Annotated in this window: 14 protein-coding genes; 7 read left to right on the plus strand and 7 right to left on the minus strand. The window is 72.2% G+C overall.

The genetic code is table 11. From position 1 onward, the window contains the following. The first annotated feature begins 109 nt into the window (after nt 1-109). Together eccCa and mycP are read left to right on the plus strand one after the other, a co-directional pair. Nucleotides 110-4,087, plus strand: a complete 3,978-nt coding sequence (gene eccCa / locus ACQP2Y_RS45165; protein WP_433722889.1) for a type VII secretion protein EccCa — start codon at nt 110-112, stop codon at nt 4,085-4,087. A gap of 210 nt (nt 4,088-4,297) precedes the next feature. Continuing rightward, nucleotides 4,298-5,605: a type VII secretion-associated serine protease mycosin gene (gene mycP, locus ACQP2Y_RS45170; RefSeq protein WP_433722891.1), complete on the plus strand. Its 1,308-nt coding sequence runs from the start codon at nt 4,298-4,300 to the stop codon at nt 5,603-5,605. 13 nt (nt 5,606-5,618) lie between these two features. Here the strand turns inward: mycP and ACQP2Y_RS45175 are convergent, their stop codons facing one another. After that, nucleotides 5,619-5,999, minus strand: a complete 381-nt coding sequence (locus ACQP2Y_RS45175; RefSeq protein WP_433722893.1) for a hypothetical protein — start codon at nt 5,997-5,999, stop codon at nt 5,619-5,621. Nucleotides 6,000-6,039: 40 nt separating this feature from the next. On the opposite strand from ACQP2Y_RS45175, the gene ACQP2Y_RS45180 reads away from it, so the two are divergent. Both ACQP2Y_RS45180 and ACQP2Y_RS45185 read left to right on the plus strand, forming a co-directional pair. Beyond that, nucleotides 6,040-6,582 carry a PadR family transcriptional regulator gene (locus ACQP2Y_RS45180; RefSeq protein WP_433722895.1) on the plus strand — a complete coding sequence of 181 codons (543 nt, stop codon included), beginning with the start codon at nt 6,040-6,042 and terminating at the stop codon, nt 6,580-6,582. After that, a complete protein-coding gene (locus ACQP2Y_RS45185) occupies nt 6,569-7,186 on the plus strand; it encodes a GyrI-like domain-containing protein (RefSeq protein ID WP_433722897.1) in 618 nt (205 codons plus the stop codon). The genes ACQP2Y_RS45180 and ACQP2Y_RS45185 overlap by 14 nt, the downstream gene beginning before the upstream one ends. Here ACQP2Y_RS45185 and ACQP2Y_RS45190 read toward each other — a convergent pair. The 5 genes from ACQP2Y_RS45190 to ACQP2Y_RS45210 form a co-directional block, all read right to left on the minus strand. Continuing rightward, on the minus strand, nt 7,183-8,361 hold the full coding sequence (locus ACQP2Y_RS45190) for a MarP family serine protease (RefSeq protein WP_433722899.1): 1,179 nt from the start codon (nt 8,359-8,361) through the stop codon (nt 7,183-7,185). The genes ACQP2Y_RS45185 and ACQP2Y_RS45190 overlap by 4 nt on opposite strands. 22 nt (nt 8,362-8,383) lie before the next feature. Beyond that, the gene (locus ACQP2Y_RS45195) at nt 8,384-9,067 is read right to left on the minus strand and encodes an NUDIX hydrolase (protein ID WP_433722901.1); all 684 of its coding nucleotides are present in this window, start codon (nt 9,065-9,067) and stop codon (nt 8,384-8,386) included. Further along, complete coding sequence (locus ACQP2Y_RS45200; RefSeq protein ID WP_433722903.1) at nt 9,064-9,735, minus strand: TlpA family protein disulfide reductase; 672 nt, start codon at nt 9,733-9,735, stop codon at nt 9,064-9,066. The genes ACQP2Y_RS45195 and ACQP2Y_RS45200 overlap by 4 nt, the downstream gene beginning before the upstream one ends. After that, on the minus strand, nt 9,732-10,460 hold the full coding sequence (gene nth, locus ACQP2Y_RS45205; RefSeq protein WP_433732374.1) for an endonuclease III: 729 nt from the start codon (nt 10,458-10,460) through the stop codon (nt 9,732-9,734). Before nth ends, ACQP2Y_RS45200 begins: the two co-directional genes overlap by 4 nt. 156 nt (nt 10,461-10,616) lie before the next feature. Further along, nucleotides 10,617-11,825: a CapA family protein gene (locus ACQP2Y_RS45210; protein WP_433722905.1), complete on the minus strand. Its 1,209-nt coding sequence runs from the start codon at nt 11,823-11,825 to the stop codon at nt 10,617-10,619. Between the two features lie 203 nt (nt 11,826-12,028). On the opposite strand from ACQP2Y_RS45210, the gene ACQP2Y_RS45215 reads away from it, so the two are divergent. The 3 genes from ACQP2Y_RS45215 (at nt 12,029) to ACQP2Y_RS45225 (ending at nt 16,409) form a co-directional block, all read left to right on the plus strand. Further along, complete coding sequence (locus ACQP2Y_RS45215) at nt 12,029-12,706, plus strand: Crp/Fnr family transcriptional regulator (RefSeq protein ID WP_203768799.1); 678 nt, start codon at nt 12,029-12,031, stop codon at nt 12,704-12,706. Nucleotides 12,707-12,930: 224 nt separating this feature from the next. After that, nucleotides 12,931-14,382, plus strand: a complete 1,452-nt coding sequence (locus ACQP2Y_RS45220) for a carboxyl transferase domain-containing protein (protein WP_360546157.1) — start codon at nt 12,931-12,933, stop codon at nt 14,380-14,382. Between the two features lie 20 nt (nt 14,383-14,402). Continuing rightward, on the plus strand, nt 14,403-16,409 hold the full coding sequence (locus ACQP2Y_RS45225; RefSeq protein WP_433722908.1) for a biotin carboxylase N-terminal domain-containing protein: 2,007 nt from the start codon (nt 14,403-14,405) through the stop codon (nt 16,407-16,409). A 6-nt stretch (nt 16,410-16,415) separates the two neighbouring features. Here ACQP2Y_RS45225 and ACQP2Y_RS45230 read toward each other — a convergent pair whose 3' ends face one another. Beyond that, nucleotides 16,416-17,927 (minus strand): serine/threonine-protein kinase, encoded by a 1,512-nt coding sequence (locus tag ACQP2Y_RS45230; RefSeq protein ID WP_433722910.1) that lies wholly within the window; start codon nt 17,925-17,927, stop codon nt 16,416-16,418. Between the last annotated feature and the right edge of the window lie 11 nt (nt 17,928-17,938).

Consider the following 17,938-nt stretch of genomic DNA (forward strand, 5'->3'; position numbering starts at 1 on the left):
CCTGCGCGGTGACCGGTCGCTGGTCATGCGGACGGGGCACAGCCACCACTCGCCAAAGTGGATGATGTGCGCAAGGCGGGTGGTTGCGGATGAAAGGGACACTCTCGGTATGAGCACGGTGGTGATCAAGCGGGCTGCCCGGCGGCCGGCGCCGGAGATCCCGACCGGCGAGCTCGCCGTCGATCCGCCGCCCGAGATCCCGCAGGCCGTCGGCGGCCGCTGGACCCAGGCGATGATGGTGCTGCCGATGCTCGGCGGCTCGGTCGCGATGGCCATGATGATGGGCCGCGGTGGCGGCGGCGCGTTCTCCTATGTGGTCGGTGGCCTGTTCGGCGTCTCGTCGCTGGCCATGCTGGCCACGTCCTTCGGCGGCAGCGGCGGGCCCAAGAAGGCCGAGATGATGGCCGCCCGCCGGGAGTATCTGCGGCATCTGTCCGGCCTGCGCCGACGCGTGCGCGACACCGCCAGCAGGCAGCGCATCGGCCTGTTCTACCGCCACCCCGACCCGCAGCAGCTCTGGTCGACCGCCGAGAGCCACCGGGTCTGGGAGCGCCGCTCGGCCGACCCGGACTTCGGGGTCGTGCGGCTCGCCGTCGGCCCGCAGACCCTGGCCACGCCGCTGATCCCGCCGGTCACCCGGCCGCTGGAGGATCTCGAGCCGATGACCGCCGGCGCCCTGCGCCGGTTCCTGGACGCGTACTCGGTGGTCCCGGACCTGCCGGTGGCGGTCTCGCTGCGCGGCTTCGCCCGGGTCTTCATGCGCGGGCAGGGTCCTACCGGCGAGGCCGACGCGCGCGCCCTGACCCGGGCCGTGCTGGCCCAGCTCGCGGTCTTCCACGCCCCGGACGACCTGATCATCGCCGTCTGCGCCGGTCCCGAGCGCCGCGCGATGTGGGAATGGGTCAAGTGGCTGCCGCACAACCTGCACCCGTCGCGCACCGACCGGCTCGGCCAGGTCCGGCTCGTCGCCAGCGCCGGTCCTGACCTGGAGAAGCTGCTCGAGGATGTGATCGGCAACCGGCCCCGGTTCAACCCGGCCGGCAGCAGCGGCAACGGCCCGCACGTGGTGATCGTGCTCGACGGCGCCGACCTCAAGGGCGCGACCCAGCTCGACGACGGCATCGACGGCGTCACGGTGCTGGACCTCGACGACGTACCGCCCCGGCTGCTGGACCGCTCGCTGCTGGTGCTGGAGGTCAAGCCGGGCAGCGGCCAGCACGAGCTGCACACGTACGCGATGGATCACGCCGCGGATGTCGGCACGCCGGACCGGCTCAGCGAGGAGGAGGCCGAGGCCGTCGCCCGCCGGCTGGCACCGTTGCGCCTGGCCGCCATGTCGCGTTCTTCCGACACCCCGATGGCCACCGAGATGGGCCTGGCCGACCTGCTCAACCTGGGCGACCCGGACTCGTTCAGCGTCGCCCAGGCCTGGCTGCCCCGGCCCAACCGGGACAAGCTGCGGGTGCCGATCGGCCTCGGCGCGGACGGCGGCGCCATCGAGCTGGACCTCAAGGAGTCCGCGCAGGACGGCATGGGCCCGCACGGCCTGCTCATCGGGGCCACCGGCTCGGGCAAGTCCGAGCTGCTGCGCACGCTGGTGCTGGCGCTGGCCGCCACCCACTCCTCCGAGACGCTGAACTTCGTGCTCGTCGACTTCAAGGGCGGCGCGACCTTCTCCTCGCTGGACCGGCTGCCGCACACCGCCGCCGTGATCACCAACCTGGCCGACGAGCTGCCGCTGGTCGACCGCATGGTGGACGCCATCGACGGCGAGCTGCTCCGGCGCCAGGAGCTGCTGCGCAAGGCCGGCAACTTCGCCAGCCTGCGCGACTACGAGAAGGCCCGGGCCGGCGGTGCGGCGCTGTCACCGCTGCCGTCGCTGCTGGTCATCTGTGACGAGTTCTCCGAGCTGCTCTCCGCCAAGCCGGACTTCATTGACCTTTTCGTCCAGATCGGACGGCTGGGCCGCTCGCTCGGCGTGCATCTGCTGCTGGCCAGCCAGCGACTCGAAGAGGGCCGGCTGCGCGGCCTCGACACCCATTTGTCGTACCGGATCGGTCTGCGGACCTTCTCGGCGCTGGAATCGCGGGCCGTGCTCGGCGTGCCGGACGCGTACGAGCTGCCGCGCTCGCCCGGCCACGGCTACCTCAAGTTCGGCACCGAGCCGCTGGTGCGGTTCAAGGCCGCGTACGTGTCCGGGGCGTTCCGCAAAGCCGGCGGCGGCGGTCCCGGCGCGACCCGCGACGGCTCGGCGCCACAGGTGCTGTCCTACTCGACGCACTACGTGCCGGCGCCGAAGCCGGTCAAGCCGTCCAAGCCCGTGCCCGAGGAGACGCCGGCCGGCGAGAGCCTGCTCGACGTCATGGTGGCCCGGCTCAACGGTCAGGGGCCGCCGGCCCACCAGGTGTGGCTGCCGCCGCTGAACCAGTCGGCCGCCCTGGACGAGCTGCTCGGCCCGGTGACCGTCGACCCGGTCCGCGGCCTGGCCTTCGCCAACCCCGAGCTGCACGGCGCCCTGCAGGTGCCCATCGCGCTGATCGACAAGCCGCGCGAGCAGCTGCGGGATGTCATGTGGCTCCAGCTCAGCGGCAGCGCCGGGCACGTGGCCGTCGTCGGTGGCGCCCAGTCCGGCAAGTCCACCGCGCTGCGCTCGCTCATCTGCGGGCTCGCGCTGACCCACACCCCGGCCGAGGTGCAGGTCTACTGCCTCGACTTCGGTGGCGGCTCGCTCGGCACGCTCAAAGACCTGCCCCACGTCGGCGGCGTGTACGGACGACTCGACTCGGTCGGCGTGCGGCGTACGGTCGGCGAGGTCTCCACTCTGCTCACTGAGCGCGAGGCCCGCTTCGGCGAGCTGGGCATCGACTCCATGTCGTCGTACCGGCGGCGCCGCGCGGCCCAGGCCGGGCTCAACAACGGCGCCGACACCGACCCGTTCGGCGACGTGTTCCTGGTGGTCGACGGCTGGACCACGCTGCGCAAGGACTACGACGAGCTCGAGGGCGTCATCACCGACATCGCCACCCGCGGCCTCTCGTACGGCATCCACGTGGTCACGAGTGCGCCGCGCTGGATGGACTTCCGCCCCGCGATCCGCGACCTCTTCGGCTCCCGGGTCGAGCTGCGCCTCGGCGACCCGACCGACTCGATGGTGAACCGGCGCGCGGCGGTCAACGTGCCGGAGAAGGCCGGCCGGGGCCTCGTCGAGCACCCCACGGACAAGAACAAGAGCCTGCACCTGCTGACCGTGCGGCCCGAGCTGAGCGGGGCCGGCGAGACGGCCGAGCTGGTCAAGATGATCGCGACCAACTGGACCGGGCCGGTGGCGCCGCGGGTGCGGCTGTTGCCGCCGTCATTGCCGTACGCGAACATCGACCTGGCCCGGTCCACCGGCCTGCGCCTGCCGATCGGCATCGCCGAGTCGGATCTGCAGCCCGTCGAGATCGACTTCGCCGGCGACCCGCACTTCCTGCTGTTCGGCGACGCCGAGTGCGGCAAGTCGTCGTTCCTGCGGGCGCTCGCCACCACCGTGATGCACCGGTTCCGGCCCGAGGAGGCCCGGCTGATCCTGGTCGACTACCGGCGCAGCCTGATGGACCTGCCCGAGTCCGACCACCGGATCGGCTACGGCATCCAGGCCGCGAAGACGCTGGAGCTGATGGAGTCCGTGGCGGGTTACATGGAACGCCGGCTGCCCGGCCCGGACGTCACCGCCCAGCAGTTGCGCGAGCGGTCCTGGTGGACCGGCCCGGAGCTGTTCGTGCTGGTCGACGACTACGACCTGGTCGCGTCCGGCCCGACCAACCCGTTGCAGCCGATCGTGGAGTACCTCCCGCAGGCCCGCGACGTCGGCCTGCACCTGATCGTGACGCGGCGGGCCGGTGGCGCCAGCCGGGCGATGTACGACCCGGTCATCCAGCGCCTGCGCGAGCTGTCGTCGCCGGGACTGGTGATGTCCGGGCCGAGCGATGAGGGCGCGCTCATCGGTCCGATCCGGCCGACCCTGATGCCACCAGGGCGTGGTCGATTGATGACTCGGCGTGAGGGAGTGCGGTTGATCCAGTTGTCGCATCTGCCGCCGTACTAGCCTTCGACCTGCACCGTCACACCTGTGGTGCGATCCGCATCGACAGACCCCAGCGACAACGCGCGGATTCGGAGTAATCTCCCAGCATCGACCGTCCATCATCAGAATGGTCATGCCGCCAGTGAGCGCTGTGAGCGAAGCACCGCGTGCGTCCCGCCGATCGAGGCGCGACGATGCCGTACGCCGTCGGGCCTGCGGCGGTGCCCGTTGGTGAACGCCCGATACCGGCCCACTCGGCATCTGCCCGTCCGGCTCGCCGCCGCCACCAGCGTCGCGGGCCTGTGCATCGGCCTCAGCGGCGTGCCCGCGTTCGCCGCCAAGGCCGAGATCGAGCCCACCGCCACGGTCCCCAGCACGCTCAACGGCCCGCTCACCGAGCCGGAGCCCTGGCTCGGTGACTCGGTCCGCGCCGAGCAGTGGCATCTCAAGACGCTGAACGTGGCGGGCGCATGGACGTACGCGTCCGGCGCCGGCGTCACGGTCGCCGTGATCGACTCCGGCGTCGACTCCGGCCACAAAGACCTCCAGGGCCAGGTGCTGCCGGGCCTCGACCTGGTCGACTCCGGCGGCGACGGCGACACCGACCTGGTCGGGCACGGCACCACGGTCTCCGCCCTCATCGCCGGCCGCGGTGACGACGAGGCCGGCGTGGTCGGCATCGCCCCCAAAGCCAAGATCCTTCCGGTCCGCGTCCTGGACCGCGAGAACCGCTACGACGACGCGCTGATCGTCGCCAAGGGCGTGCGCTGGGCCGTCGACCACGGCGCCCGCGTCATCAACCTGTCCCTCGGCGGCAACGGCAGCAGCCCGGCCCTGGCGGCCGCCCTGGACTACGCGTTCGCCAAGGACGTGGTCGTGGTGGCCTGCACGGGCAACGCGAACGCATCGACCTCGTCCGGCGTCTGGTATCCGGCCCGCGAGCCCGGTGTGATCGCGGTCGCGGGCATGGAGAAAGCCGGGGACGTGCTGTGGTCGGGGTCGATCACGGGCAAGGAGACGGTGGTGTCCGCCCCGGCGACCCAGCTCGTCGGCGCCCGCCCGGGCGGCTACTGGCGGGTGCAGGGCACCAGCTTCGCGGCTCCGATGGTCTCCGGCACCGCGGCGCTGGTCCGCTCCCGCTGGCCCACGATGTCGGCGGCCGAGGTCGTCAACCGCATCATCAAGACGGCCAAGGACCGCGGCCCGGCCGGCCGCGACGGCCAGTACGGCTACGGCCTGGTCGACCCGACGGGCGCACTGACCGCCGAGGTCCCGGCGGTGCTGCGCAACCCGCTGGACACGACGGCCTCACCGGGCATCGCCGGCTTCGGCAACGCCCCGGCCTCGGGCCAGGCCCAGTCGGCGCCGAACAACGCGGTGGTGGGCGCTCGCGTCCCGGGCGCGTACGGCACGGCGGCCCGGGCGGGGGATGCTCAGCCCCCGACCTCCCCGCGCGGCTGGGGAGTGGCGGGTCTGCTGTTCATGGTGTCGGTGGTGGCGGCGATCCTCACGTTCCGCCGCTTCGCCCGCGTCGTCTGATCCAGCGCGGTTTTCAGTCGCCCAGCGTGCCGTCGGGGCGTCCCGCGGGCCCGATCCCGCGCGGCTCCGGGTCCTGCGGCGCCGAGGCGACGAACGCGGCGATCGTCTGCCCGAAGAGCCCGTTCACGATCCCGCAGTCGCGGCAGACGAAGTCGTCGTCGAGCCGCCCGGTCGCGCAGTGCGCACAGCTCCCCCGGTCCCGCGGGTCGTGGTAGCCCCGCAGCGCCTCGGTCAACGCCCGGGCCACCGGCAATCGCAGCGTTAGCCGTTCAGTCTCGTCCCCGAGCCCGACCACCAGCTCACCGACCAGCGGCGCCGCCGGATCCAGCCCGTCGAGGCGGGCGACAAAATCGCGTAGGGCCGCCAGAACCTCGGCGGAGTGCGGCGTCGACATGCCGACCACCCTACTTTTACTCCAGCGCTAGAGTAACGGCATGGGTCGCGAGCTCACCCCCGCCGAACTGCTCGTCATGGGCCTGCTCGCCGAGCGCCCTCGACACGGCTACGACCTCGACCAGGTCATCGCCGCCCGCGGCATGCGGGAGTGGACCCCCATCGCCTTCTCGTCGCTCTACTACCTGCTGCGCAAGCTGGAGACCGACGGCCTCATCGCCCCGGTCACCGGCGGCAGTCCCCGCCGCCGGGTCTACGCGCCGACCAGCGCCGGCCGGCAGCTCACCGCCGAGGCCACCCGCAGAGCGCTGGCGACCCTGTCCCCGCCGCACCCACCGGTGCTGATCGGCCTGGCCAACGCACCGATGCTCGATCGGGCGACCACTGTCGAGGCCCTGCACGCCCGCGGCCGCGCGATCACCGCCGAGCTCGAACGGCTGACCGCCCACCGCGACCAGCAAGCCGCCGGCGCCCCACCGGCGGTCGCCGCCCTGTTCGACTACGCCCTGGCCATGCTGGACGCCGAGCACGGCTGGGTCCGGCGCACCATCGAGTCCCTGGAGGCTTCGGATGTCCAAAGTTGACCTCAAGCGCGACCAGCGGGCCCTCTACGCCCCACCGACCGGCCGGTACGCCGAGGTGGACGTCCCCGCCCTGCGCTACCTGGCCGTCGACGGCAGCGGCCGCCCGGGCTCCGAGAGCTACCAGCAAGCCGTCGAGGCGTTGTTCACCGCGTCCTACGCCGCCAAGTTCCTGAGCAGGAACAAGCTGGACCGCGACTACGTCGTCATGCCCCTCGAAGGCCTGTGGTGGTCCGACGACATGACGACCTTCCTGACCCGCGAGAAGGACCGCTGGGCGTGGCGGATGCTGATCCGCCAGCCCGGCTGGCTCGACGAGCAGCTCCTGGCCGCGGCCGTCGAGCAGGCTCAGGCCAAGGGCCGGGATCCGCAGAGCCTGCTGCGGGCCGTTGAGCTCGCCGAGGGCCGCTGCCTGCAGACCCTGCACCTCGGCTCGTACGACGACGAGGGCCCGATCCTGGCCCACCTGCACGACGAGCTGCTGCCCAGCCGTGGACTACGCCCGGTCGGCCGGCACCACGAGATCTACCTCAGCGACGCCCGCCGGGTGGCCCCGGAGAAGCTCCGCACGATCCTCCGCCAGCCGGTGGCCGCCGTCGACGGCTAAGCGCAGTCGCCCGTCTTGACCCCTCGGGTGCGTTCGGTGCCCAGCCTGGCCGTGCCCGCGGCCTCCGCCGCCGTCAGCGCGAAACCCACCGTCTGGTCGTCGGCCGCCGCCGCGAAGATCACGCCGAGCACGTCGCCGTTCGGGGCCACCAGCGGGCCGCCGGAGTTGCCGCTGCGGACCTTCGCGTAGATCGTGTAGATCTCCCGGGTCACGTCGCCCGAGTCGTAGATGTCCGGGCCGGTGATGTTGCTGACCTCACGGACCCGGGCCGACTGCGCGTCGTACGGGCCGTCGAGCGGATAGCCCAGCACGACCGCGTTGGCACCCGTCCCGGCCGGCTTCTTGACGAACGGCATCACCGGCGCCCGCAGGCCCGGCACGTAGATGACCGCCAGGTCGCGTTCCGGGTCGTAGACCACGACCTTGCCGTCCAGCCGGTCGTTGGTGGTCTCCACCTGCACGTTGCGGGTCCCGGCGACCACGTGCGCATTGGTCATGACGCGCTCGTCGGCGTACACGAAGCCCGAGCCCTCGATGCGCCGCGAGCAGCTCGGCGCCGTGCCCAGCACCTTGATCACCGACTTGCGGGAGTTGACCACCACCGGGGCCTTGGCCAGCGCCGGGTCCGGCGCGGCGACCTCGCGGGCATTGGTCCGGGCCAGGCCGCCGAAGACGTCCGGGAAGCCGTTGGTGTTCAGCGACTCGCGCAGCCCGGCGGAGAGCGCCTGGGCGTGCTCCGGCATCAGCGAGTTGATGCCGTTGAGCACGGCGCTGCTGCGCACCTGCTTGTTGATGCCCGGGAACGGCGTCGACCCCAGCGGTACGGCGATCAGCCAGGCCACCAGCAGCACGGCGACGAGCGAGACCACCGCGCCGCCGGCGTCGTCCAGCCGCTGCAACGGCGGACTGCTGATCGAACGGCGCAGCCGGGTGCCCAGCCAGCCCGCCAGGGTCTGCCCGAGCACGGCCAGCGCGAAGATCGACACCAGCGAGACGACCAGCCGGACCGTGCCGTCCGCGAACTGGTTCGCGATCAGCGGGCCCACCTGGAGGCCGATCAGCACACCGCTGAAGAACCCGCCGAAGGACAACGCACCGATGACGAAACCCTGCCGGTAGCCGCTGATCGCGAAGACCAGCATGAGCAGGATCAGGATTCCATCGACCACAAGCACTCGCTCAGAGTAGAAGTGACGGTCACGAGACCACCTCGTCGGAGGCGGCCGGCACGGCGACCGGGGTGTCGGGCAGTTCCATCAGCCGGCCGGGCTGCCACGGCCGGGTCCAGCCGGCCATGTCCAGCAGGGCCGAGACGACCCCGGCGGTGAAGCCCCAGACGAGCATGCCGCGCACCTGGAACGCCGGGCCCACCCAGCCGCTCGGGTGCCGTACCCGGATGCGGTTGGCCGGGTCGACCAGCTCGGCGACGGGCAGCCGGGCCACATGCGCGACCTCGGCGGGCTGCCGCACGTGCACCGGGTGCGGGGCGTGCCACCAGGCCAGCACCGGGGTCACCACGAAGCGGCTGACCGGAATGTAGAGCTCCGGCAGGGTGGCCAGCACGGTCGCGCTGGCCGGGTCGAGCCCGACCTCCTCGTTCGCCTCGCGCAGGGCGGTGGCCGCCGGGTCGGCGTCGGTCGGGTCGGCCGCGCCGCCGGGGAAAGCAGCCTGCCCGGCGTGGTTACGCATGGTGGCGGCCCGCTGCAACACCAGCAGGTCGGGCTCGCCCGGCTGCTGCTCGCCGAGCAGCACGAGGACCGCGCTGGCCCGGCCGCCGCCGGCCGGTGCCCGCAGGGCGGTGAAATCTTCGGTACGGGCAGAGCCGACGCGGGTCAGCAGCGGCTCCCACCAGTCGGGGAGGCCGTCCGGACGCCCGCTCACCCGGTCACCGTCACGCCGGTGTGGGTCCGCACGAGAGCGCCGAGGGTGGGCTTGTCGAGGGCCTTGCCGGTGTAGAGCTCACGGCTGCCGTCGGCGGCGATGAAGACGGTGACCGGCAGGGCGACCTTGCCCAGCGCGGTGAGCAGCTGCTGGTCGGGGTCGAACAGAGTCGGGAAGGACACGCCCTGGCCCGCGGCGAACGAGGCCCCGGCGTCCCGGGAGTCCCGGGTGTCGACGCCGATCACCCGCAGCCGGCCGGCGGTGGCGTCGGAAAGCGCCTGCATGACGGGCAGCTCTTCCCGGCACGGCCCGCACCACGATCCCCAGAGGTTGATCACCGCAGGCCCGCGCAGGGCGGTGAGCCGGACCGGACCACCACCGGTGAAGCACGGCAGCGAGACATCCGGCAGATCAGCAGCCGGCCCGGTCCCCGCCGAGTCCGACGGCCTCGCGGACGGCAGCGCCGCGGAAGACGGCAGGGCCGCGGAAGACGGCGCTGCCGAGGAAAGCAGGGGTGCGGTGAGCGCAGCGCAGTCGGTGAAGGGTGACGCCGCGTCCTCGGCTGGTGACGGGGGCGGCACCTCGGTGGCCGTGCACGCGGCGAGCAGCAGCGCCAGGGGTGGCGTCAGCCACCGCGCCAGCACCGGCCCGCCCCGGACTCGGCTCACGGGGCCTCCGGCGTCAGGACCGCCGCGTCCGGCACCAGGTCGGGGTCGACGCCCGCCTGGGCCGCCAGCTCCTTCGCGCGCGGGCCCTTCAGCAGCTTCGCCGCCGGAGCCGCCTCGGTCGGGCCGGTGCCGTACGAGGGGCACATCGTGGCCAGGGTGCACGCCCCGCACGCGGGCTTGCGGGCGTGGCAGACGCGGCGGCCGTGGAAGATGATGCGGTGCGACAGCATCGTCCAGTCGCGCTTCTCGATCAGGTCCGCGACCAGGAACTCGATCTTGACCGGGTCCTCCTCGTGGACCCAGCCGAAGCGGTTCACCAGCCGGCGGAAGTGGGTGTCGACCGTGATGCCGGGGACGTCGAAGGCGTTGCCCAGGATCACGTTCGCCGTCTTGCGGCCGATGCCGGGCAGCGCCACGAGCTGGTCCAGCCGGCCCGGCAGCTCACCGTCGTGGCGTTCGAGCAGGGCCTGACCGAGCTTGATCAGCGAGTCGGTCTTGGCCCGGAAGAAGCCGGTCGGGCGCAGGATCACCTCGAGCTCGGCGCGGTCGGCGGCGGCATAGTCGGCCGCCGAGCGGTATTTGGCGAAGACCGTCGGGGTGACCTCGTTGACCTTCTTGTCGGTGCACTGCGCCGACAGGATGGTGGCGACCGCCAGCTCCAGCGGGTTGCTGAAGTCGAGCTCGCAGTGCGCGTCGGGGTGGGTCTCGGCCAGCAGTCTGGCCATCTTGCGGGCCCGGCGTTTGCGCCCGATCGGGGTCTCCCCCGCGAAGCGCTTGACCGACCGGGCGAGCACGGCCGCACCTGCGGTGGCGGCGACGACGGGACGACTCACGCGAGCAAGAGTACGTCGCACCCACGACCGCCCCGGGTCACATACCCGTCACCGGGGCGCCGCGATGGATCCGTCCTCACCGATGGTCGCGGCGGTGTCACCGAAGTCGTCGGCCGAGAGCTCCCGGACCCGGGCCAGGCCGCGCTCTTTCCCGCTGTCCCGGACGGGCTTGCCGGTGCTGTCCAGGTACGTCGACAGGAACTTTCCGCCGGTGAACCCACCCTCGCGGGTCAGCGTGACGTGCAGGATGCCGCCGTACTTGAGGACGCCGTCGCTGCTGAGCGTCTTTCCGCCGCCGGCGAAGTTGCCCAGGCTGTACGCGATCAGCTTGCCCTTGTAGAACTGCATGCCACGCAGCACGTGCGGCCCGTGCCCGACGACGACGTCCGCGCCCGCGTCGATGACCGCCTTGGAGAACTTGATCGGGTCGCCCCGGTTCTCACCGAAGAACAGCTCGTTGCCCGGTTTCACGTGGCCCATGCCGGAGCCTTCGGCGCCCATGTGCACCTGCACCACGACGACGTCGGCCTTCCCCGCGGCCTCCTCGATCACCGTGCGGGCGGCGCCGAGGTCGTTGAGGTTGTTCGCGCCCGCGTACGGGGAGAAGCCGACCACCGCGACCTTGATCCCCTTGACCTCCACGACGGTGATCTGGCCCTCGGCCCCGGTGTGCTTCAGCCCGGCCTTGTCCAGCGCCTGGACCGTGTTCTTGTAGCCCTGCGCGCCGAAGTCCTTGGAGTGGTTGTTCGCCGTGTTCATCAGCTCGAAGCCGGCGTCGACCAGGTGCTCGGCGTACGCCGGCGGGGAGCGGAAGGCGAAGCAGTTGGCCCGGGGCGGGCTGCCGCACTTGGACGTGCCGGTGTCGCCGGTGAGCGGCTGTTCGAGGTTACCCATCACCAGATCCGACTTCAGGCCCTCCTGGACCGAGTCGAAGAAGCCCTTGCCGTTGTTGGCCGGGAGCTTGTTGGGCGCGCTGCCCATGATGATGTCGCCGGTCGCCGAGAACGTGAACGCGTCCTCGACCGTGGCTGATTCCGTCTCCTGCTTCCCGGGTGAGGCTGAAGCGGGGGAGGCCGAAGCGGGAGCGGCGGCGGAGGCGGGCGGCGCCTTCCAGACCGGGGCCGCAGTGTCGGATCTCCGATCGGCCAGGGCCACGCCACCGAGGCCGGCGCCCACGAGCACGGCGACAGCAAGGGTGATCGTGAGGGCGGGGCGGCCGAACAGGCCCGGGCGGCGCGGTGGGGGGTGGGAATTCATCGACGAGGACGATACCGTCGGCCGACAAGCGGGGTCGACCGTCGAACGGCCGGTCCTTGCTCACCGAGAGCGACGATTCTTTCGACGTCCGGGGCACGACCGGTTACGCTGCGAGATCTGGATCGAGGGGTGCCCGCCCGTTTACGGCCCGCGTGCGCCTAGACTGATCGAGCGCGGCGAAGCGCGTATTCGGAGGTACAGCGATGGATGAGGTACTGGCTCGCAGCGGGATCTTCCAGGGCGTTGACCCGGAGGCTGCCGAGGCACTCGCCAAGGAGATGGAGACGATCGAGGTCCGCAAGGGCGACATCGTCTTCAATGAGGGCGAGGCGGGTGACAGCCTTTACATCGTTCTCTCCGGCAAGATCAAGCTTGGTCGCCGGGCCGCGGACGGCCGGCAGAACCTCGTCTCGATCATGGGTCCGTCGGACATGCTCGGTGAGCTGTCCCTGTTCGACCCCGGTCCGCGGACGGCCACGGCCACCGCGGTGACCGACACGCGCCTGGCCCGGCTGAAGAAGTCGTCGCTGCGCCCGTGGTTGAACAACCGGCCGGAGATCGCCGAGCAGCTGCTGCGGGTGCTCGCCCGCAGGCTGCGCCGGACGAACGACGCACTGGCCGACCTGATCTTCACCGACGTGCCCGGCCGGGTGGCGAAGAACCTGCTGCAGATGGCGGGCCGCTTCGGCACCCGCGACGGTGGCGTGCTGCGCGTGACGCACGACCTCACCCAGGAGGAGCTGGCGCAGCTCGTCGGCGCCTCCCGGGAGACGGTCAACAAGGCGCTGGCGGATTTCGCCTCCCGCGCCTGGCTGCGGCTCGACGGCAAGAGCGTCATCATCCTGGATCCGGAAAGGCTCGCCCGCCGCGCGCGGGTCTGACCGGCAGAGCACCACGAGCACGACGAGGGGCCGTCCTGATGGGCGGCCCCTCGACGGCGTGTCCACCCACCTGATCAGGGGACAAAGCCGCCCTCTCATGATCCGTGTCGCACCCGGTCGGCCGCTCGTTACGGAGGTGGTCGAGAGGCACTACACGGGTGAGAGGCGCGGGGTTTTGAAGATGGTGGCGGGCGTGCAGCGCAGGGCAGGGCAGAGGTGATCCCGTGACCGTGCTCGAGACCGCGATCGACCCGCGCAACCCGGCCTACCTGCAGAGCCGTAGCGCGATGCTGGAGCGGCTGGCGGAGCTCGAGGCGGCGCTGGAGGCGGCCCGCGCGGGCGGCGGCGAGAAGTGGGTGACCCGGCACCACGCGCGCGGCAAGCTGCTGCCCCGCGAACGGGTCGAGATGCTGCTCGACCAGGACAGCCCGTTCCTGGAGTTGTCCCCGGTGGCGGCCTGGGGCTCGGAGTTCCCGATCGGGGCCAGCGTGGTGACCGGCATCGGCGTGGTCGAGGGCGTCGAGTGCGTGGTCATCGCCAACGACCCGACGGTGGACGGGGGTGCCGTCAACCCGTACACGGTGGAGAAGATCCGGCGGGCCGCCCGGATCGCCTCGGTCAACCGCCTGCCGCTGGTCAATCTCGTGGAGTCCACCGGCGCGGCCGCCCCGGCCGGCCCGCCGCCGGGCGGGGCGATCGCCCGCGACCTGAGCCAGCTCACCGCCGACCGGGTCCCGACGGTCTGCGTGGTCTTCGGCGCGACGACCGGCGACGCCGCCTACCTGCCGGCCCTCTCCGACTACACGATCATGGTGCGCGGGCACGCCAAGATGCTCACCATCCACCCGCAGCCGGTCCGCGCGGCCGGCGCCAACGGCCGGCCAGCGCCCGAGGTCCGCAGCGCGCCCACGGTGCCCGCCGGGGTGACCGGCCCGGCCGACCAGCTGGCCGAGGACGAGCGCGACGGGCTGCGGCTGGCCCGCCAGTGCGTCCGGCGGTTCAACTGGCGCAAGCGCGGCCCGGCGCCGCGCTGCTTCCCGCCGAACCCGCCCAAGTACGACGCCGAGGACCTGCTGAGCATGGCCGGCGCCGACCCGGCGACGGTGTTCGAGCCGCGCGAGGTGCTGGCCCGGATCCTCGACGGCAGCGACTTCGACGAGTTCAAGCCGACCCAGGGCACCGCGCTGGTGACCGGCTGGGGCGAACTGCACGGCTACCCGATCGGCGTGCTGGCCAACCTGGGCGGGGCGTTCTCGCCGGCCGAGACGCAGAAGGCCGTGCACTTCATCCAGCTCGCCAACGCGACGGCCACGTCCCTGCTGTTCGTGCAGTACACCGGTGCGCCGGCTGCCGAGGCCCACGAGGCCGCGGACGTGCGGCACGGTGCCCCGCTCGTGCACGCCGTGGCCAAGTCGACCGTGCCGCACCTGACCCTGATGATCGGCGCCCGGCCCGCCGAGGAGGCCGGCGGCATCTACGGCCGGGCCTACGAGCCCCGGTTCCTGTTCAGCTGGCCGGTGGAACGGCCCGCGGAGGGTTCACCCCCGCTCGGGAAGCTGCCCGACGACGGCGTCATCGATCCGCGCGACACCCGTACGGTGCTCGGTCTCTGCCTGTCCGCCGTGCACAGCGCGGCTGTCGAGGGCGCCGAGCACGTCGGCGTCTTCCGACCCTGAAGTCCCTGAAAGGTAGACCAGTGATCCGACGTCTTCTGGTGGCCAACCGCGGCGAGATCGCCCGCCGGGTATTCGCCACCTGCCGCCTGGTCGGCATCGAGACGGTCGCCGTCTACTCCGATGCCGACGCCGACGCGCCGCACGTCACCGAGGCCGACTACGCCGTCCACCTGTCCGGCAACACCGCGGAGTCGACCTACCTGCGGGGTGATCTGATCATCGCGGCGGCCAAGCGGGCCGGGGTCAACGCCATCCATCCGGGTGACGGCCGGCTGGCCGAGGACCCCGGGTTCGCCGCCGAGGTCGCGGACGCCGGGATGATCTGGGTCGGCCCGCCGGCCAAGACGCTGGGCACCGTGCAGAACAAGATCGAGACGAAAGCCATGGTCGCCGAGGCCGGGGTGCCGGTGCTGCCGACGCAGACCGACCCGGCCGAGATCACCGACTTCCCGGTGCTGATCAAGCCGGCGACCGGCCACGGCGGGCAGGGCATGCGGGTGGTCCGGGACCCGGTGACGCTGGCCGAGGCGATCTCCTCGACCCGTCAGGAGACCGGTGACACGGTCTTCTGCGAGCCGTACGTGGAGAACGTGCGGCACATCGAGGTGCCGATCATCGCCGACGCCCACGGGGCCGTGGTGCCGTTCGGCGAGCGCGAGTGCTCGGTGCAGCGCCGCTACCAGAAGATCATCGAGGAGACCCCGTCCCCGGCGGTTGATCCGGCGCTGCGTGAGGAGCTGTGCCGGGCCGCGATCATCGCGGTACGGGCCATCGGCTTCGTGGGCGCCGGTGCCGTGGAGTTCCTGCTGGACGAGCACGGCGACTTCTGGTTCCTGGAGCTGACCCCCACCCTGCAGGTCGAGCACGCGGTCACCGAGTGCGTGTCCGGGTACGACCTGGTCCGCCTGCAACTGCTGGTGGCCGAAGGTGGCAGCCTGCCGATGCCCGGTCCGCCGCCGATCCGCGGGCACGCCATCGAGGTCCGCATCTGCGCCGAGGACCCCGCGTACGCGTGGCTGCCCGCCTCCGGCACGCTGCACCGTTTCGCCGTACCGGATGTGGCCGGTTCGTTCCGCCCGTTGCCCCAGCCCGGCCTGCGCCTGGACGCCGGCGTGATGGACGGCACCGTGGTCGGCGTGTTTCACGACTCGACGCTGGCCAAGCTCGTCGCCTGGGCCCCGACCCGGCAGGAGGCGGCGCGGATGCTGGCGTCGGCGCTGACCCGGACCCAACTGCACGGCGTCGTCGCCAATAGGGACCTGCTGGTGCGCGTGCTGCGGCACCAGGCGTTCCGGGTCGGTGACGTGGACACCGGCTTCCTGGACCGGCACCCGGAGGTCTTCGCCCCGCTGCTGTCCTCGGTGGACGCCGTCCGCATCTCCTGCCTGGCCGCCGCGCTGGCCGGCGCCGCGGCCCGGCGGGCGACCGCCCCGGTGCTCCAGTCGCTGCCGTCGGGCTGGCGCAACGTCCCGTCCGGCTCCCAGACCGCCGTGTACGACGGCCCGGCCGGCCCGGTGGAGGTCGGCTACCGGATGAACCGGCACGGCGAGCTGGCCGGCTGGTGGGTCCGCGCGGTGGACCCGGAGGAGCTGGACCTGGCGGGGCTGGGTCAGGCCCCGACGCTCGACGACCACCCGCCCACGGTGGTGGTGCACGCCGACGGCGGCCGGGTGGACCTGGACGTCAACGGCATCCGGCTGAGCCTCAAGGTGCACCGGGTGGGTGACATCTCCTACGTGGACAGCCCGGAGGGCTCGGTGACGCTACGTGAGCTGTCCCGCTTCCCGCTGCCGGCCCCGGAGACCACCGAGGGCTCGCTGATCGCCCCGCTGCCCGGTGCGGTCCGCCGGGTCCTGGTGGTCCCGGGTCAGCGGGTGCGCGCCGGTGAGCTGCTGCTGACGCTGGAGGCGATGAAGCTGGAGCACCCGGTGCACGCGCCGTCGGCCGGCGTGGTCGCCTCACTGCCGGTGCAGCCGGGCGCCGAGGTCGACACCGGCGAGCTGCTGGCGGTGCTCGACCCTGAGTAAGGAGACTCAGCCGCGGGCCAGCACCGGCCCGCGGAGCTGGTCCCGGCCCTGACCGGCAAGGCAGCGGAAAGTACGGTCGGCGCTGGTCGGCGGCAGCACCGACAACGCCCACTCGGTGCTGTCGGTACGGGTCGTCGTGCGCCGGAAGGTCGCCGTGCTGCACACCTTGCGCACGATCGGGTCGGTGGTGACCGCGTCCCGGTCGCGGGGTTCCACTCCGGACGGCAGCCGGCCGATCGCGAAGACCTCCCAGCTGTGCGGCCGGGTGCACGCGACCTTGCGGGCGGTCCGGCCGTCGTCGGCCCGCCGCGTGTAGCACTCCACCTGTTCGGGGCAGTGCGCGTTGGGAGCGGCGCAGCCGGGGAGCCGGGACAGCGCCACGGGCACGGTGGAGGTCGCCGGCGCGGCCAGCCGGGTGGCGAACGACCGCACCTTCGGGCCGTGCGCGGACGCCAGCCAGGCGCCGCCCAGCGAGGTCGCGACCAGCAGGAAGACCCCGAAGCCACCGAAGAGCCATTTGCGCTTGGCCCGCTTGCGGCCCTCGGTGTGCACGGTCGGCGTCTCGTCGGCGCCGTGCACCTCCCGGGTGGGTGACACCGGCGGCACCGGCCGCGGGTTGCGGGGCGGCTGCGGCTCGGGCGGCTGGAACGTCGACGCGCGGTAGACCGTCGGCGGGACCTGGTGGCCACTCTGACCGAGGTGCACGCCGCCGAGCATCTCGCGCAGCTGCTCCGCGGTGGGGCGGGCCCGGGGTTCGTTCGCCATGCCGTACCGCAGGATCTCGGTGAGCGCGCGTGGCACGCCCGGCAGCTCCGGGATGGGCTGGTTGAACAGGTCCATCAGCGTGATCAGGCTGGGGCTGCGGTCGGACTCCCAGCGCGGGGGGCGGCCGCGCATCACGGCGTAGAGGGTGGCGCAGAGCGCGTACACATCGACGGCGCCGGACGGCTCGGCGTGCGAGAACATCTCGGGCGGGGCGTACGCCGGGGTGAGCACCTCGAGGGTGACCGACGAATCGCGCATCTCGCCGAGCACGGCCAGCCCGAAGTCGGCGAGCACGGCCGGGTTGAAATGCGAGTACAGGATGTTCGCGGGCTTGACGTCGCGGTGCAGCACCCCGTTGGCGTGCGAGTGCACCAGCGCGTCGGCGATCTTCACGCCCAGGTCGCGGGCCTCGGCGGCGGTCAGCGGGGAGATCCGCATCCGGTCCAGGTACGACCCGTCGCAAAGCTCCATGATCAGGTACGGATGCTGGTCGACCGTCACCCCGACGTCGAAGAGGTCCACGACGTGCGGGTGCGACGACATCCGCCCGGCCGCTTTGGCCTCGCGCAGGAAACGGGCCTGGTCCCGGGCGTTGTCCAGCGTCCTGTTCTCGACCTTGATGGCGACGTCACGACCGACGGAATCCTGCGTGGCACGGTAGACAGTGGCGTACCCACCTCGTGCCATAACCGTCAAGCCGGACATGCCAGGCACGTACGGCGCGGGGAGACGGCCAGGCGGGGTGTCGGTCACGGGTTAGAAAA

This window comes from Actinoplanes sp. CA-051413 (assembly GCF_050955795.1).
In the GTDB taxonomy this organism is placed as follows: domain Bacteria; phylum Actinomycetota; class Actinomycetes; order Mycobacteriales; family Micromonosporaceae; genus Actinoplanes.

Coding starts and splice junctions, on each gene's coding strand:
- ACQP2Y_RS45215 (WP_203768799.1), top strand. CDS start 12,029: ATGGATGAGGTACTGGCTCGCAGCGGGATCTTCCAGGGCGTTGACCCG.
- ACQP2Y_RS45175 (WP_433722893.1), bottom strand. CDS start 5,999: ATGTCGACGCCGCACTCCGCCGAGGTTCTGGCGGCCCTACGCGATTTT.
- eccCa (WP_433722889.1), top strand. CDS start 110: ATGAGCACGGTGGTGATCAAGCGGGCTGCCCGGCGGCCGGCGCCGGAG.
- ACQP2Y_RS45210 (WP_433722905.1), bottom strand. CDS start 11,825: ATGAATTCCCACCCCCCACCGCGCCGCCCGGGCCTGTTCGGCCGCCCC.
- ACQP2Y_RS45180 (WP_433722895.1), top strand. CDS start 6,040: ATGGGTCGCGAGCTCACCCCCGCCGAACTGCTCGTCATGGGCCTGCTC.
- ACQP2Y_RS45185 (WP_433722897.1), top strand. CDS start 6,569: ATGTCCAAAGTTGACCTCAAGCGCGACCAGCGGGCCCTCTACGCCCCA.
- nth (WP_433732374.1), bottom strand. CDS start 10,460: ATGGCCAGACTGCTGGCCGAGACCCACCCCGACGCGCACTGCGAGCTC.